The sequence below is a fragment of the Brevibacillus halotolerans genome (assembly GCF_026891775.1).
GTDB classification, from domain to species: domain Bacteria; phylum Bacillota; class Bacilli; order Brevibacillales; family Brevibacillaceae; genus Brevibacillus_B; species Brevibacillus_B halotolerans.
Window position 1 is genome coordinate 75,158 of the sequence record NZ_JAPTNK010000012.1, and the last position, 20,027, is coordinate 95,184.

Here is a 20,027-nt window from a genome sequence, read left to right on the forward strand (position 1 = left end):
TTCATTTAGTTCTCGATAAGTCAACTGCTCGTCTTCGCACACAATTGCCACTTGATCTGGTGTACGCTCTACCTGATTCTCAAACAATTGCTGGACAGTCTTCTCTTCCTGATAATCAGCTATTACGTTGTTTGATTGAAGTAAGATTTGTGCTTTTTCTTCAGCGGTTACCAGTTCCAGTTGATCTATAGATACCTGTGGATCATTGACCACTTGCTGCAGCATGTGAACAAAATGGCCCAAAATCCTGTCAATTCCTGCTTGATCAAAGACAGACGCATTGTACTCGATATGGACTCTAATTTCTTCCCCAGGAAGAATATTTAGATTAAAGTCATAGTTTGTCTGTTCTACAATCGAAACGTTAGCAACCTCAAAGGCTTCTGGATTATTACCACCGACTTGCTCCATCTGTTGTTCCATCGGATAGTTTTCAAACACCATAATATGGTTAATCAAATCTTGTTTTTGTTCAGACAAGGCTTGGATTTCATAAAGTGGATACGTGTCATACGCATGAGATGCTATTGCATGCTCTTGACTTCGTTTCATCACCTCAGCAATTGTATCACCAGCCTCAGAACGAACACGAATCGGTATGGTATTAATGAACAAACCAATCATGCTCTCTACATCTGGAATATCAGCCGGTCTTCCTGAAACAACGCTTCCGAAAACAACATCTTTACTACCATTATATTTCTGAAGCATCAGACCCCACACAGTCTGCATTAACGTATAGATTGTCACCTGCTGTTTTCTTGCAAGCCCATTCATCTGCACAGTCAGTTCTCGACTCAAATCGCAGAAACGATGGTCGAAAACCGGAAGTTCTTTTCTTGGAAGTTTATCTTTTGGCACTGTCGTTTGTTGGTCATACCCAGCCAAATAATTGCTCCAATAGCTAGATGCTTCCTGCATGTCCTGACGCTCTAACCATTCAATATAGGCACTATATGGCGGAACCTCAGTCAATCTCGGTTCTCTATTTTGCATGATGGCAAAGTAGCATTCAAACACCTCTTGAGCAACCAGAGATAAGCACCAGCCATCCATTAGAATATGATGGGAACTCCAGATGACTCTGTATTCCTCCGTACCTGTTCGTAATACGGATATCCGCAACAGCGTATCCTGGCTAAGATCAAATCCTGTTTCTTTATCCCTTTGGATAAAGTCTTTCAAATACAATTCCTGTTCAGCTTTATCCATTCCCAGCAGCTCTTCATAATGAAGAACATGGGCTCTATTTTGGAAGACAACTTGAACTGGTTGATCCTTCCAGTCATTGTAGAAGCTTGTTCTAAAAATCTCGTGGCGTTGGAACAGCATTTGTAAGCTTTGTCCGAAAACGGTAGCATCAAAGCGTCCAAGCACATCAAATGCCGTTTGTTCAAAATAAGCTCCTGATTGCGGATCCATGAGACTATGGAACCACATTCCCTTCTGCATTGGCGTCATTTCATAAATGTTTCCAATTTCACCAAGATGTTTGGTTTTTGCTTCAATCTGTTCAAGCTCTTCTACCGTCAATCCTTTTAGTAAAACATCACTTGGCGTCAGTTCTGTACGTTCTTTCGATACGCAGTGTTCAATTACTTGACGTAGACTCTCTTGCAAAAGCTTAGTGAACTGCTCCACCGTTTCGCGATGATACTCTTTGCCGCTGTAATGGATTGTCATTGACAAGGCGCCATTCGAAATCATGCCATTCATATCCATGGCATATTGCATCGTCGCATTTTCACTCATGTCTGAGCCTTTTGAATATGGAGATAGCTCAATAGCATTGTTTTGCAAGTCCTGATCAAACTGACCGAGATAATTAAAGCTAATCTCAGGTTCAGATGTGAATGCATGCTCCTCACGGCTGTCAGATAAATATCTTAGGATACCGTAGCCAATTCCCTTTTGAGGTATTTGGCGAAGACCTTCTTTAGTTGTTTTTATTAATGTTGACATCTGTTTGCCTGCATTCATCTGTAGCAGGACAGGATATTGACTCGTGAACCATCCTACGGTACGTGTGATGTCGACATCTGAAAGAATAGCCTCTCTGCCGTGTCCCTCCATATTTATCAGCACTTGTTCCATTCCTGCCCAAGAATGAAGTGCTAAGCTTAAGGCTGCCAGCAATAGGTCATTTACCTCTGTGTTATAAGCTCGGTTTGCTTGTTTTAACAATTGCTCGGTTTCCTGCTCTGTCCAATGAACAGTGACAGACTCAACATCCTTCATCAACGAAGCAACATGTCTGTTATCTTTTGGTAATGGGGAGGTTTTTGTTTGGTCGATTTGCTGCCAGTATTTACGCTCTAGCTCGATTTGTTCGCTATTCGCGTATCGGGATAACTGCTCTGCCCAAGTACGGAACGAGTCTGTTTTATATGGGAAGCGAATAGCTTCTCCCTTCACAGCTTGTTCATAACCACTTGCAATATCCTCAAACAAGATTCTCCACGAAACCCCATCTACAACTAGATGGTGGATCACAATCAGCAGATGATCTCCATCCTCGCATTGGAATAACCCAAGCCTTAGAAGCGGTCCTTCACTCATGCTGATGCTCTCCTGCAACTGAATTGCTTTCTCTTCAATCGCTTGAGCGCAGTTGCTCACATTTTTGAAATCAAAAACATCGAGACTATAGACTTCCCCTTCACCTACTCCACGGTACCATGCCTGATACTCGCCTTCAGATTCGCGAATGACCATCCGTAGTGCATCATGGTGTTCCGTGATTTTATCCATTGCTTTATGAAGGGCGGTTTCATCAAAGCCTTCTGCCCGGTATAGCATCATCGCTTGGTTATAGTGATCTGAGTCTGCATAGGATTGCTCAAAGAACCAGCGTTGAATCGGAGTTAACAACGCTTCCCCTATTACTTCTCCTTGATCAGCTATTCTTGTAACCGAATGAATATGCTTGCTTAGTTCAGCTATAGTTGGATAGCTAAATAAATCTTTCATCTCCAGCTTATAACCTGCCTGCAATAAGCGCGAAGAAACTTGTATAGATTTGATCGAGTCACCGCCAAGATCAAAGAAATTATCCATGATCCCGATTGCTTTTGTACCCAAAACAGCTTGCCAAATGGAAACCAGCATTCTCTCTGCCGCTGTGCGAGGTTCCACGTATTCGATTTCATTCTCGATAGTTCCATCTGGAATTGGCAACGCACTACGATCGATTTTTCCATTCGGTGTAAGCGGTAGTTGCTCTACTTGCATGAAATACGAAGGAACCATGAAACTCGGAAGTACTTGTGACAAAGCCTCTCTTAGCTCACTTGAAGATAGTTTTTGATCTGCTACGAAATAAGCGCACAAATACTTTCTTCCTGCTTGGTCCTCTTGTGCAACGACAACATTTTCTTTTATCTTCGCGATTTTTAGGAGCTGTGTTTCTACTTCTCCTAATTCAATTCGGTTCCCGCGGATTTTTACCTGATGATCGATCCGACCCAGATATTCAATATTGCCATTCGGTAACCATCTTACCAAGTCGCCTGTTCGATACATCCGCTCTCCTGCAACAAACGGATTCTCTACAAACTTCTCTGCTGTCAGCTCTGGACGATTCAAGTAGCCACGTCCCACACCTTTTCCAGCTATATACAGCTCGCCTGGTATCCCGATAGGCTGCATCACGTTGTTTTCATGTAAAACGTACATGTTAACATTAGGCAACGGTTTACCAATCGGTATATTCATAGCGAAAAGGGAGTCAGTCTGTTCAAAGAAGCTAGAATCAATGCACGCCTCAGTTACCCCATAGCTGTTAAGAATACGCATGTGCGAGCCAAATCGAGTTAGCAAGGTCGCGAAGGCATCTGGCGGACATTGATCGGAACCAACAATTAGCGTTTTTAAGGAAAGCACGTCCAATTTGTTGTCATAAATGTAATCCATGAGCGGTACGACAATGGCTGGTGTTGATTCAAAAATAGTAACCTTATGCCCTCTGATTAGGTCATAGATACTCGCAGGCTCTAATCTGGAATGACTTGGGCATATAATCAATGTTCCGCCATGCAGTAATGCCCGGACATAATCACCTGTAAATACGTCAAAGGAGAAGCTTGCCCACTGCAATACTGTTGGTCGCTCTTCACCTAATCCATAGGCTACTTTCCAAGCATGGGCCATCGCTGTCAATTGTTGATGCTCAATCATGACACCTTTTGGCTTACCTGTAGTTCCAGAAGTATAAATCACATAGGCTAAATGATCTGGTCCTTGAATTGGTTTTAGATTGGAATGATCGTGACTATATGCTTCTGCATCATCTAGCATAACGATGCTGCCTGTAAAAGCTACACGCTCCCGCAAATGAGTTTGCGTTAGCAGCAGTTTGGCTCCCGCATCCTCGAGCATATAGCTAATGCGTTCCTCAGGATACTCAGGGTCAATCGGTACATAGGCTGCGCCGGCTTTTAAAATCGCAAGAATACCGACTATCATTTCTACTGAACGTTCAGCCATGATCCCTACCAATTGATCAGCTCGTACTTCAGCAACTCTCAATGTATGGGCCAGTTGATTTGCCTTTTCATTTAACTCACGGTATGTTAGCTGACTTCCCTCATAAACAACCGCTACCTGATCTGGTGCACCTTCTACCTGTGCCTCAAATAGCTGTTGAATGGTCATTGCATGAGGATAATCCATGTCAGTGTCATTAAATCCTTCTAGGATTTGTGCCTTTTCTGGTACTGTTATTAATTCCAGCTCGTTGACACGAATGTGTGGATTCTCCGCAATTTGCTCCAAAATGTGTACAAAATGGCCTAGAATCTGTTGAATGCTATCCTGATCATAGACAACTGCATTGTACTCGGAGCAAATATCCATATTTTCTCCTGGAATAATAGATAGGTTGAAGTCATAGTTGGTTTGTTCCATTATTTGGATATTAGAAATCTCAAAGCCCTCATCATCGCCATTGCCCAACTGCTCAATTTGTTCGCCCATTGGATAATTTTCAAACACAATAATATGGTTGATCAAATCTTGTTTTTGTGCAGATAGTCGTTGGATGTCGTATAGCGGATAAGTATCAAATGCTTGAGATGCTAAAGCCTGCTCCTGACCACGAATCATTACATCCGCAAAAGATTCTTCCTTTGTGCAACGAATACGAACAGGAACTGTGTTGATAAATAGCCCAATAATGTTTTCAATTCCAGGAATTTCGGTTGGTCTTCCAGAGACAACACTTCCGAAAACAACATCTTGGCTATCATTATATTTTTGCAAGGTAACTCCCCATGCTGCTTGTACCAGCGTATTAATTGTTACTTGTGTTTGTTTTGCTATCTGATGCAAATGCTCGGTTAGCTCCTTGCCAAGCTGATGAGTGAACTTCGAAGCGGAATAACCCTCAGGTTTGTTTGACATCTTTCCTTTTGGCAGTAAGGTTTGCTGGTTATAACCAGACAGATACTCACTCCAGTAATCTGATGCCTTATCCTCATCCTGATTTTCCAGCCACTCGATATAGTTGCTATAAGGTGTTATATCTCCAAGCTCAGGTTGCTTATTTCCTCGAATAGCGAAATAGCTGCCAAACACTTCTTTTGTCATAAGAGATAAGCACCAGCCATCCATCACGATATGATGGAAGCTCCAGATCAAGTGATACACTTTTTCATCTGTGCGTAAGATTGACACCCGAATGAGTGAATCTTGGGCCAAATCAAAACCTTTCGCCTTATCTTCAACAGCAAAATTAGCGAGATAGGCATCACGCGTTGCCTTATCCATTTGACGCAAATCTTCATAATAAAGCTCACTGCGTTTGTTTCGATAAGCCACTTGTACGGGTAAGTCCTTTAAACCATTGTAGAAATTTGTTCGTAATGCAACATGTCTTTGCGTCAAGATTTCTAAACTTTTTCCAAACGCAATGACATCAAAGCTTCCTTTTAAGTCAAATGTCGTTTGTTCAAAGTAAGCTCCAGACGATGGATTCATCAAACTGTGGAAATACATACCCTTTTGCATTGGTGTCAACGGATAGACGTTTTCAATCTCACCAAGGTGTTGTGTACCCTCCACTAATCGTTCCAGTTCTTGAATCGTCAGGCCTTTTAATAAAATATCACTTGGAGTCAATTCTGCACGTTCCAAAGCTACGCAGTGTCTGATGATCTCTTGCAGGCTAGAACGTAACAGATCAGCGATATGCATAATCGTTTCGTGCTGATATTCCCTGCCGTTAAAGCCAATCGTAAGCTCTAATGCACCTTTGGTAATCAAACCATTCATATCCAGAGTGTATCTGCGTTCCTTATCCTGACTGACAGCTTCGCCACTTGAATAAGGCGAAAATTGCATTTCATTACGCTGTAAATCCTGATCAAATTGTCCCAAATAGTTAAATGTGATCTCAGGCTCCGCCATGAATGTCATACCGTCTTTAGGTTCAGATAGATATCTGAGAATGCCGTAGCCAATACCTTTTTGCGGAATTTGACGCAGTCCCTCTTTAATAGTCTTAATCCGCTGACCGATATGTTGGTTCGCACTGGTTTGTAAAACAACTGGGAACTGACTAGTAAACCAGCCAACTGTACGTGAAATATCAATATCTGGAACGATAGATTCCCGACCATGGCCTTCTAAATTTACCAATACTTGTTCCGTACCAGTCCACGCATGAATAGCCATTCCAAGCGCTGTTAATAACAGATCATTAACTTCTGTATTGTAGGCACGATTTGCCTGTTTTAGGAGCTGTTCTGTTTCTTGCTCTGTCCAGCGTATTGTAACGATTTGTCCATCTCGTACATATGACTTATCCAGAACCTTATCTTTCGGTATCGGTATCATCTTACTTTGTTCAATTTGATTCCAATAAGCTCGCTCAGCTTCCATCGTCGGACTGTTGGCATAATGAGACAACTGTTCAGCCCAAGTTTGGAAGGAATCGGTTTTTTGAGGGAGACGAATCACTTGTCCATTCAATGCTTGTTCATAACCTGATGCAATGTCCTCAAATAGAATTCGCCAAGAGACGCCATCAACGGCCAAGTGGTGAATTACGATCAGCAAATGATCACCATCTAAACATTTGAAAAGTCCAAGCTTCAGTAGTGGACCTTCCGTTATGTTGATGCTGCTTTGAATCTCATTTGCTTTCGCCTCAATTATCTGGGCCACTTCACGTTCGTTTCTCACATCTATTATTTCAAGACTGTATAGCTCTCCTTCATCTATCCCGCGATTCCAAGCCTCAAAACCAGCTTCGGTCTCTTTGAAAACCATTCGCAAAGCATCGTGATGCTCTACAATCTTTTGTATTACTTGACGCAGTACCACTTCATCGAATCCTTGCTCTTGATACAGGGTGACTGCTTGGTTAAAATGGTGCGGCTCAGCCGATTTTTGTTCAAAAAGCCAGTGATGAATTGGCGTTAGCTTTATTGAACCAACTACTTCCCTTTGGTCTGCGATTTTGCTAACCACTTGAAGATGCGGACTTAACTGAGCTACAGTTGGATATTTGAACAAATCTTTAATCTCAAGCTTATAGCCTGCTTGGAGCAATCTGGAAGATACCTGAATAGCTTTGATAGAGTCTCCCCCAAGATCTAGGAAGTTCTCTAAAATACCAATCTGTTGACTTCCCAAGACAGCCTGCCAAATCGAAACCAATGTTTGTTCAACCGGTGTACGCGGCTCTACATACTCAACTCCTGTTTGCACGCCACCCTCTGGTGCAGGGAGTGCCTTGCGATCAATCTTTCCGTTTGTAGTAAGAGGCATTTGTTCTAGTTGTATAAAGAACGCGGGAATCATAAAGCTAGGTAATTCCTGAGCCAGTACGTTTCGAATCTCACCCACAGTTACCTGCTTATCTGCTACGAAATACGCGCATAGGTGCTTCTGCCCCTCTTGCTCTTCACGCGCAACCACAATAGCCTCTTGTACAGAATCGATTCGTAACAGGTGGGCTTCCACCTCGCCAAGCTCGATCCGATACCCACGAATTTTCACCTGATGGTCAATACGCCCTACATATTCAATATTTCCATCCGGTAACCATCTCGCCAAGTCCCCAGTCTTATACATCTTCTCTTCTGGAGTAAACGGATTGTCCACGAACTTCTCTGTTGAAAGCTGTGGAAGATGCAAATATCCTCTAGCCAATCCTGTACCTGCAATGCACAGTTCTCCAGCTACGCCTACTGGCTGAAGCTGATTGTGCTGATCTAGGATATACACCTGTTTGTTTGCAATTGGTCGGCCAATTGATAGCTCCTGTTCTGGCTGCGTTATGGATAGTGATGTAGTAACTACACTGCTTTCAGTAGGGCCATATTCATTGCAAATTTCAATGCTCGGGTTCAGTTCCGCCACTTTTTTTACAAGGGAGGCAACAATCTTCTCTCCACCAACTACAATGTTTTTTACTGACAGTAAATCTTGAGGATTCATTGTTTCGACAATTGCCCATAAAAAGCTAGGTGAGCTCTGGAAATGTGTCATTTGGTGTTGAGTAATTGCTTTTTTGATCGCTTCCGGGTCCTTACTTTCTTCGTCAAGCAATACATATACGGTTGAACCAGATGCCAGCGGTCCAAATAAATGGGTAAGGAATGGATCGAATACAAATGGAGTTACCATAAGCACGCGATCTTCTAGTGAAAACTGATAAGCATTCGCCTTCCAAAGTATTGTGTTGACAATGCTGGCATGCTCTACCATAACACCCTTAGGCTTGCCTGTTGTTCCAGACGTATAGATAACATAAGCCAAATCTTGTGGTCCATGTATCGCTCTAAGATTAGAAGCTAGTGTCTGGTAGGATGTTTCCTCATCTAACAATAGGATTTTACCTGTAAATGATACTCTCTCCTGTAGATGACCCTGTGTCAGGAGTAAAGTAGCTTTCGCATCCTCAAGCATGTAGCTGATGCGTTCCTCAGGATACTCAGGATCAATTGGAACATAGGCCCCGCCAGCTTTTAAGATGCCTAACACACCGACAATCATTTCTAGCGAGCGTTCAGCCATAATACCAACTAATTGATCGGCTTTTATCCCCTGTTTACGCAATGTTCTTGCTAATTGATTAGCTCGTGCATTTAGTTCACGATAGGTAAGCTTCTCATGCTCGCAAACAACCGCTATCTGGTCTGGTGTACGTTTTGCCTGACGTTCAAACAATTGATGAAGCATGATGTCCTGCGGATAAGTCTCTTTTGTATCATTGAACACTGTTAAAATTTGTTCTTTTTCTACCGCAGTAACCAGTTCTAATTCGTTCACACGCAATTGTGGGTTAGACGTAATTTGCTCTACGATATGGACAAAATGGCCCTGGATTTGTTCGATGCTGGTTTGATCATATACCAAGGAATTATAGCCGTAGCAAATCCCCAGCTCTTCCCCAGGCATAATGATCAGGTTGAGGTCATAGTTCGTCTGTTCCACTGTCTCGATATTTCCAATTGCAAATTTGGATTGTCCAGTGCTTCCCAATTGCTCAATCTGCTGTTCCATTGGATAATTCTCAAACACCATAATGTGATTGATTAAATCCTGTTTTTGTTCTGTGAGCGCCTGTATATCATAGAGTGGATAGGTATCATACGCATTCGATGCCAATGCTTGCTCCTGAATTCTTCTCATTACCTGTGCAGCCGTTTCCTCTGCTTCACAACGAATACGGACCGGGATTGTATTAATAAACAATCCAAGAATGTTTTCAACGCCAGGAATGTCAGCCGGTCTTCCAGAAACCACACTGCCAAAGACGGCATCGTGGTGATTATTGTATTTCTGGAGCATAATTCCCCATGCAGTCTGCATCAACGTATTGATTGTTACTTGATTCTGCTTAGCTGCTTGATCCAATCTCTTCGTAAGTTCTTTACTAAATGTGAAGTGTAATTTGGTTGCCGCATAAGCTTTGTCTTCCTTACCCTGCTTTCTATCATGTATCAGTAGGGTTTGTTGTTCATAGCCAGCTAAATACTCGCTCCAGTAACTAGCTGCACTCTCCTGATCTTGGCGTCCCAGCCATTCAATATAATGGCTATACGGTGTTAGGGCAGTATACTCAGGTTGTCTATTTTCTCGAATTGCATTGTATCCACCAAATACTTCCTTCACCATGATAGACACGCACCAGCCGTCCATCACGATATGGTGGAAACTCCAAATAAGGCGGTACTTTTCTTCCTCCATACGAAGAACGGATACACGAATCAAGGAATCCTTGGCTAAATCAAATCCTTTTGCCTTGTCTTCTCTCTTATAATTGGCCATATAGGAATTACGGGTTGCCGCATCCATTTCGCGTAGGTCCTCATAATAAAGTTCACCATTTTTATGACGATACACCACTTGTATAGGCTGATCTTTAAAGCCATTGTAAAAATTTGTCCGCAGTGCCTCATGCCGTTGTACCCATGCATCTAAGCTTTTAGCAAACGCGGTGAGATCAAAGCTTCCTGTCAAATCAAAGGATGTTTGCTCAAAGTATGCACCTGAATGAGGATTCATCAAGCTGTGGAAATACATACCCTTCTGCATCGGGGTTAATTCATATACGTTCTCGATTTCACCCGTTTCTTTCATTCGTTCTACTAACTGATCAAGCTCTTCAATGCTTAGACCAGCTAATAAAACATCACTTGGAGTAAGCTCTGTGCTTTTTCTCGCCACGCAGTGTGTAATCACATTCTGTAGCGAAGACTGCAATAGCTTAGCTACTTCTTCCATTGTTTCTTTCTTGTATTCTTTCTTACTGTATCTGATGGTCATCTCCAAGCGTCCATTAGAAATCATGCCGTTTATATTTAAAGCGGTTTTCATTTCTATCTGTTCACTTACAACATCTCCAACAGAATACGGTGATAATTGCATCTCATTATTTTGATAGTCCTGATCAAACTGCCCCAGGTAATTAAAGCTGATCTCAGGCTCTAGCTTGAATATTGGATTACCTTGCAGTGCTGATAAATACCTTAAGATGCCATAGCCAATTCCTTTGTTAGGAATCTGACGCAACCCTTCCTTTACTCCCTTAATTTGTTGAGACAGATTCTTATCGGCTTGTACCTCTACAACTACTGGATACTGACTTGTAAACCATCCTACTGTACGAGTGATATCAATATCCCGAACGATGTCCTCTCTACCATGCCCTTCAAGATTTACGAAGATTTGCTCCATACCTGTCCATGCATGGATTGTCATACCAAGTGCAGTGAGCAGCAGATCATTTACTTCTGTTCCATATGCGCGATTTGCTTGCTTTAGCAATTGTTCCGTTTCCTGTTCGGTCCATTGAACGGTAATCATTTCACTATCGCGAACCAGCTTCTTGGCTTGTACATGATCCTTAGGAAGTAATTGCATCTCCATTTGCTCTAGTCGCTGCCAGTACTTTTGTTCGTTCTCCATAGCCGCACTATTCGCATAAAGTGATAACTGTTCAGCCCATGTTTGGAACGAATCTGTTTTTTGTGGTAATTGAATGGCTGCCCCATTCATTGCTTGTTCATAGCCTGTAGCAAGGTCTTCGAATAAAATACGCCATGAAATTCCGTCTACTACCAAGTGATGAATAACCATTAATAAATGGTCTCCATCTGAGCAATGGAACAAACCAAGTTTCAGGAGCGGACCCTCATTTATATTGATACTACTTTGAATTTCGGTTGCTTTCTTTTCAATCGCTTTGGAGCAATCCGGGGTTTCTTTGAGATTAATCACTTCTAGGGTATATAAATCCCCTTCATCCACTCCACGGTTTCGTGCTTCGAATCCACTCTCGGTCTCTTTAAATACCATTCGTAAGGCATCGTGATGAGAGACCAGCTTTTGCATCACCTCGCGAAGCGCAGACTCTGTAAAGCCTTGCTTACGATATAACATGTAGGCTTGATTGAAATGATGCGGTTCAACTGGCATCTGTTCAAAGAACCACCGCTGTATCGGGGTAAGTTCTACTTGACCTACTACTTCCCCTTGATCCGCCATTTTGCTAATCAGTTGGAGACGTGGGCTTAACATCTCTACAGTTGGATATTTAAACAAATCCTTCATTTCCAGCTTATATTCAGATTGAAGTAGGCGGGAAGAAACCTGGATTGCTTTGATAGAATCTCCACCCAGATCAAAGAAATTATCCAAGATACCGACTTGCTGACTGCCTAAGATTGTTTTCCAAATAGCTGCCAACAGTTGTTCGACTTCATTGCGTGGGGCTATATACTCAACCCCAGTGTCTACGTTTCCTTCTGGTGCAGGTAGCGCTTTGCGATCAATTTTTCCATTTGAGGTAAGTGGCATTTGCTCTAATTGCACAAAGTAGCTTGGTATCATGTAATTAGGTAATTCATGAGATAATTCGCTTCTAAGCTTGGCCATACTCAGCAGGCTTTCAGCAACAAAATAGGCACATAAATGCTTTTGTCCTGCCTCGTCATCTCTTGCGATGACAATAGCTTCTTGAACCGTATCTACCTTCAGTAGCTGCGCTTCAACCTCACCCAGCTCAATACGGTACCCACGGATTTTTACCTGATGATCAATTCGACCCAAATATTCAATGGTACCATCTGACATCCATCTAGCCAGATCGCCCGTTTTGTACATTCGTTCCCCTGCTCTGAAACGGCTGTTCACAAATTTTTCTTCAGTAAGCTCTGGGCGATTCAGATAACCCCGTGCTAACCCAACACCAGCAATGCATAGTTCGCCTGCAACACCGATAGGTAGCAAATGACCTTCTGCATCAACAATGTAGATGCGATGGTTCTTAAGAGGTCGACCGATAGGCACAACGTTTTCTGGCATTGACTCGCGATCATAAGACCATACGGAGGAGCAAATCGTATCCTCAGTCGGACCGTAGGCATTGAAATACGACACGTGATCTTTCCATTTCTGCACTAATTCAACAGAGGAAGCAGACCCAGCAGTGATCAGTGTTTTTAAGCTAGGCAGATTGCTTGGCTCCAGATATATTGCATAAGTAGGAGGCAATGCCGCGACAGTTATTTGATTGGAAGTAATATAGTCCTCGAACAAACGATAATTCATAATGATGGAGGTAGAAGGTATATATAGGGTTCCGCCACAAATAAAGGCTTTGAAAAATTCTGCGCACGCTGCATCAAATGACACGCTGGCAAACTGCACGATTCGATCATCCGCGCTAAGTCCCAAATTGTATTCAAAATACGTTTTTAAATTGCACAGACCATGATGCTCTACCATAACACCCTTTGGTTTACCTGTAGTTCCAGATGTGTATATGACATAAGCCAAATCATTTGGTCCAGTAATCGATTCAACATTGGTATCGTCTGCGTTATACACTTTCTCATCATCTAGCATTAGGAGTGTTCCATTAAAGGTGATTTGCTCCTGTAAATGGCTTTGGGTGAGCAACAGCTTAGCCCCGGAATCCTCCAGCATATAACGAATCCGCTCTTCTGGATATTCTGGATCAATAGGAACGTAGGCGCCTCCAGCTTTTAATACCCCAAAGATACCTATTATCATTTCTAACGAACGTTCTACCATGATACCGACTAGTTCGTTTTTCTGAATTCCCTCTTCTCGCAGAGTTCGAGCCAGTTGATTAGCTTTCGCATTCAATTCACGATAAGTTAATGGTTTTTCTTCATAAACAACTGCCACTTTATCAGGGTTTTTCGCTACGTGCTCTTCAAATAACTGGTAAACGGTCTGCTCACTAGGATAGTCAGCCTGCGTATCATTGAACACATTGAGAATCTGCTCCTTCTCAACAGGTGTTACAGCTTCCAATTCATTTATACGGGCATCTGGATTTTCAATAATTTGCTCCAGCATTTGAACAAAGTGCATCGCAATTCGCTTAATGCCAGCTTCATCAAATACCTGTGCATTATAATCCAGCATAAGCTTCATCTCTTCGCCCGGCACGACAGCTATGTTTAAATCATAGTTTGTTTGTTCTGTTACTTTTACATCTGCAATTGAGAAGTTGGCTTGTTTTCCAATCCCCAACTGCTCCATCTCATGATCGATCGGATAGTTTTCGAATATCATAATATGGTTAATTAAATCTTGTTTTTGTTCCGTCAGCCCTTGAATTTTATAGAGCGGATGCGTATCGTAAGCATGCGATTGCAGAGCTTGTCCTTGCACCTTTCGCAATACTTCACTTAGCGTATCTGTTCCCTCGCAACGAACCCGAACCGGAATGGTGTTAATAAATAAGCCAATGACACCTTCAATTCCTGCTATATCAGCTGTTCTTCCTGAAACGACACTGCCAAAAACAACATCGTGATTACCATTGTATTTCTGTAATAAAAGCCCCCATGCAGTCTGCATGAACGTATTAATTGTTACCTGATGCTGTTTAGCTACCTGATCCATTCGCTCTACAAGCGTCTTATCAAGAACGTTGATCACTTTCTTAGCAGAATAGCCTTCTTTATTTGGATGTTTTTCTTTGGGCAAAATCGTTTGACCCTCGTATTCTGCCAAATACTCACTCCAGTATCTCGTTTTCTCTTCTTCATGTTGATGCTCTAACCAATCGATGTACTGGCTATATGGCGTTACAGCTTCCCATTTAGGTTGTCTATTTTGTAGGATAGCAAAATAGCCTTCAAACACCTCTTTAGTCATAATTGGCAGGCACCAGCCGTCCATCACGATATGATGGAAACTCCAAACAAAATGGTACGTATCCGCTGTCAATCGCAAAATGGATACCCGCATCAAAGAATCTTCTGCTAAATCAAACCCTCTGCTTTTATCCTTTTCGGCATAGCTACTCAGATGTTCCTCACGTTCAGCTTCGCTCATTTCTCGCAAATCTTCATAATATAGCTCACTATTTTTCTGACGGAATACAACCTGAATAGGGTCATCTTTTAAACCATTATAAAAATTGGTTCTTAACGTCGCATGCCTTTGGGTAAAGACATCTAGACTCTTCCCAAAAGTGATGACATCAAAGCTGCCCTTTATGGTAAACGTTAATTGCTCAAAATACGCCCCTGAGTATGAATCCATCAGGTTGTGGAAGAACATCCCCTTCTGCATTGGTGTTAAATAATAAACATTCTCAATTTCACCAATATCTGCGGTCTGTTCTACTAATCGCTCAAGCTCTTCAACTGTCAGGTCTTTTATTAATAGGTCACTTGGTGTTAGCTCTACCTGTTCTTTTGTCACGCAATGGGCAATTATCTGTTGTAGGCTGGCTTGTAAGTGTTTTGCTAGTTGCTGCATCGTTTCGGTACGATATTCTTTACTGCTGTAACTAATCGTAAGCTTCAACGATCCATTGGTGACCATCGCATTCAAGTCAAGAGTATAGTTTCTCTTGGCCCGCGGACTCACAAATGCTCCACTTGAATAATGAGAAAGCTGAAGATCATTATGCTGTAAGTCCTGATCAAATTGCCCCAAGTAGTTAAAACTGATTTCAGGCTCCAAATTACTTATGTTCTTCTTCTCGGATTTATCCAAATATCGTAAAATGCCGTATCCTAAACCCTTCTGCGGAATTTGACGCAACATTTCTTTGACCTGCTTAATACGACGAGAGATTTCCTGATCCCCATCCATTTGGAGCATGACAGGGTACAAGCTGGTAAACCAGCCTACCGTCCGAGTAACATCGATATCTTGATGAATCAACTCGCGACCATGGCCCTCTACATTCACCAAAAATTGATGATTGCCCGTCCAATCGTGTAATGCCATCCCTAACGCAGTAAGCAATAAGTCGTTAACTTCCGTGTTGTAGGCACGATTTGATTGTTTCAATAATTGTTCTGTATCTTGCTCAGTCCATTGAATTTCTACAATTTCACTATCCGCAATGACCGATTGTTCTTGGATAAAGTCCTTTGGCAAATCTATAGTTGTAACTTGTTCGATTTGCTTCCAGTAAGCTTTTTCACGCTGCAATTCATCACTTTTAGCATAATCAGAGAGTTGCTCTGCCCACTTTTGGAAGGAATCTGTCTTTTGCGGGAAGCTGATGGTTTCCCCTCGAAGTGCTTGTTCATAACCGCTTGCGATATCTTCGAATAAAATTCGCCACGAAACTCCATCAACTGCCAAATGGTGAATAACAATCAGCAGGTGATCTCCTTCTTGACACTGGAATAGTCCCATTTTTAGTAATGGGCCTTCAGTCAGAGAAATACTGCCTTGAATTTCATTTACTTTCGTTTCGATGAGTCGGGCGCAGTCTATTTCACTTCTCAAATCTATTACTTCAAGACTATACAGCTCGCCCTCCTCTACCCCTCGATGCCACGTTTCATAACCATTTTCTGTTTCGCGAACAATCATTCGTAACGCGTCATGATGAATGGCGATCTTTTCCATGGTCATCCGAAGCAATGTTTCATTAAAACCTTTTTCCATGAAAAGCATGAAAGCTTGGTTATAATGGTTTTGTTCAACTAGTTTTTGCTCAAAGAACCAGTGCTGAATTGGAGTTAATAATGTAGCCCCCACTACCTCACTCTGATCAGCAATCTTCGTAACTAACTGAATATGTTGGCTTAATTGGGCAATGGTTGGATAGGTGAACAAATCCTTCATTTCCAGCTTATAGCCTGCCTGAAGCATCCTAGAAGAGATCTGAATAGACTTGATAGAGTCTCCTCCCAGATCAAAGAAATTATCCAATACACTAATTTTCTTAGCTCCTAGAACAGCCTGCCAAATGGATACCAATGTCTGCTCTATAGCAGTGCGAGGTGCTACATACTCTACACCCGTTTGGATACTCTCCTCTGGTGCTGGTAGCATTTTACGATCAATCTTGCCATTTGGAGACAGTGGCATTTTATCCATTTGAACAAAATAGGATGGAACCATATATGTAGGTAATTCTCGGGAAAGGTCGGCTCTTAGCTCACCTACAGTCAGCTGCTTGTTCGCTACATAATAGGCGCACATTTGCTTTTGACCGCTTGCATCTTCTCTAACAATTACCACCGCTTCTTGTATCGCTTCTATTTTCAATAGCTGCAACTCGACTTCGCCAAGCTCAATACGGTAGCCACGGATTTTTACTTGGTGATCAATCCGACCCAAATATTCAATATTTCCATCTGGTAACCATCTTGCTAAGTCTCCCGTTCTATACATTCGTTCTCCTGGGGCAAACGGATTTTTCACAAATTTCTCTTCCGTAAGCTCCGGTCGATTCAGGTACCCTCTAGCTAAACCGACCCCAGCAATGCATAGCTCACCTGCTATCCCAATCGGTTGAAGGTTCACAGAATCAGCTTGGACGATGTAAAGTTGGGTATTATATATAGGTTTACCGATTGGAATTGCAGCTAGTTCCTCATCTGTATCACAATCAAAATACGTAACATCTACAGTAGCCTCAGTCGGTCCATATAAATTGATCAATCTAGCTTGACATACTGAAGAAATTGCTCGGCGGAATCTATCTACATGCTGTGGCGGCAATGCTTCACCACTCGCAAAAACCTGACGTAAAGATTGAAGCTTTTCTTTTACAATCTCAGGTGATTGTTGCTCAACATAATCCAAGAAAGCGTGCAACATTGCCGGAACAAAATGCATTGTTGTAATGCGATGCTCGGCTATTGTCTTTAAGATTTGCTCAGGGTTCTTTTCTCCTCCTACAGATAATAGGCACATTTTGGAACCCACCATCGACCACCAGAATAGCTCCCATACTGATACGTCAAACGTAATCGCTGTTTTTTGCATAATGGTGTCAGCGGATGAAATAGGGTATTTTGCATGCATCCACATCAGTCGATTTATAACTGAATGATGTTCTATCATAACTCCTTTAGGCTTGCCTGTAGAACCTGATGTATAAATAACATAGGCTAAGTGATTCGGACCATTTATCGCTTCCAAATTCGAACCATCTTGGTGATAGCTTTGAGCATCATTGATATCTACTATTTTCCCGGCAAAAGTTACTCGCTCCACCAAATGATTCTGGGTCAAAAGTAGCTTTGCATTTGAATCTTCTAGCATATAGCGGATTCTTTCCTCTGGAAATTCCGGATCAATCGGCATATATGCACCGCCAGCTTTTAAAATCCCAAAAATTCCAATCATCATCTCTAATGATCGTTCCGCCATGATTCCAACTAATTGATCGGCTACTACTCCTTCAGCACGTAGCTTTCGCGCTAACTGATTCGCTCTTTCATTCAGTTCCCGGTAAGTGAGTTGCTTCCCTTCGAAAATTACAGCCGCTTCATCGGGTATACGTGCTGCTTGTTCTTCAAACAGCTGATGAATCAACTTTTCCCGCGGATAGTCAACTAACGTATTATTAAATTCAGATAAAATGACATTCTTCTCTTCTTCACCAAGTAGGGATATGTCTGCAATTTTTGAAGTAGGATGATGAATGATTGTTTCAATAATGGTAGAGAACTGTTGAACTAGTTGTTCCATCTCTTCATCTGTAAACAACTGTGCTCGATAGTTTAGTTGAAGATTAATCTTTTCATTATCTAATTCAATCACGTTCATCTCAAAGTCATTGATAACGTCTCCACAAAAATTTTCAACAACTTCGACTTTCACATTTTCATATTGCGGATAATCCATCGCCCGGTACTGTACAGATACGCCAAAGAGACGTTGAAGATCCTTATGCTGATGCGTTTCTCGCACGTCTTGCATCATTTGATTGTATGGGAACCTTTGATGGCGTAGGATCGAAATCTGCTCTTTAGATACGGCTTGCAGAAGCGCTAGTAGGTCCATGTCAGGATCTACAAATACTCGTGTAGGTACTGTACTAACGAACATTCCTACCATTTCTTTTTCCTTTTTGGTTGTTCTATTTGCATAGAATGTACCAATAGAAACATCATTCTGCGCTGTCTTTTTATGCATATAGATGTACATCGCAGTCATAAAGACTGTTAGCATACTGCTATTTGTTTGTTTGCAAAAATCGTACAGGCTATGATACAAACTGTCTTCCAAGATTATATTTTTTCGTATACCAGCAGTGCTTTGAGTAAACGGATTATATGATTTAAACCCTATCACTTCAGGTAAAGTGCTAAATTTATCAACCCAATACGTCTTATCCTTTTGATAACGCTCTGATTTCTCGTAGTCCTGCTCCATTTGTATAAAGTCGAAGTAAGCATGATTTGCAGCTATTTCTAAAGGCTCACCATTTGCAATCTGAGAATAGCATTTGTTCACTTGATTCATGAACATATTTGCAGAGATTCCGTCGCAAACAATATGATGAATTTTGAGGTTATACCAATATTCTTGATCGCTAATCTTGCAGATGGTGAATGTATACAACTCCGAATGGAAAAGTTCAAAAGGTGTACGATTATGTTCATCCAGCCACTTCAATGCTTGAGCTTCCCCGTCAACACCAGAAAAATCTAAACATTCGAACTCTTTATCACTATGCTCCTCCACATATTGCTGAGGAAATCCATTTTGAGAAGTTAATTGAATCCGGAGGGAATCATGCAGTCCAATAATCATATTTAGAGCTTGTTGCAGGGCACTTAGATTGATATTTCCTCTCAGTTTAACGATCGATGAAATCGACGACACACCCGTATTTGGAAAAAGTAATTCGGAGTACCAAATCCTTTGTTGAGGCTGAGTCAACGAAAATAATTGAATCAAATCCTTATTCATATTGCTGCACCTCTTGTTAGACATTATAGTTTCTTATAAAAAATACTATGATTGCTTACTATGTGGATGCGACATGCTGCAGGGTTTGACTGTATGTTAGGAAAAATTAACGTAATCTCTATTACGGGAGTTATGTCTTTAGATGTAGGAAATGCTTGAGGAAAAATCGTAAGTTATGAAGAGGAACCATCATGATGTGAAAGATTTTTTGTTTATGGATAAAGTTAATACATATTCACCATCACCTCTTTGTTCAAGGATAATTGAAACGGTAGTATGCTACCATAATTGGCCTCCTCTCTTTATACATAACATATTTTTTCAGCAAAAAACGTGAAACTACTGTATATAACACAATC

The 20,027-nt window shown here is 41.7% G+C and carries 1 protein-coding gene (cut by a window edge); it reads right to left on the reverse strand.

Annotation, left to right across the window (positions count from 1 at the left end; genetic code table 11):
* A protein-coding gene (locus O0550_RS15715; protein WP_258426782.1) for a non-ribosomal peptide synthase/polyketide synthase crosses the window boundary here: on the reverse strand, positions 1–19,668 show its 5' portion. Its footprint begins 16,905 nt before the window's first position; the window shows 19,668 of its 36,573 coding nt (coding positions 1–19,668); the start codon lies at positions 19,666–19,668; its stop codon lies beyond the left edge, outside the window.
* Positions 19,669–20,027: the final 359 nt, after the last annotated feature.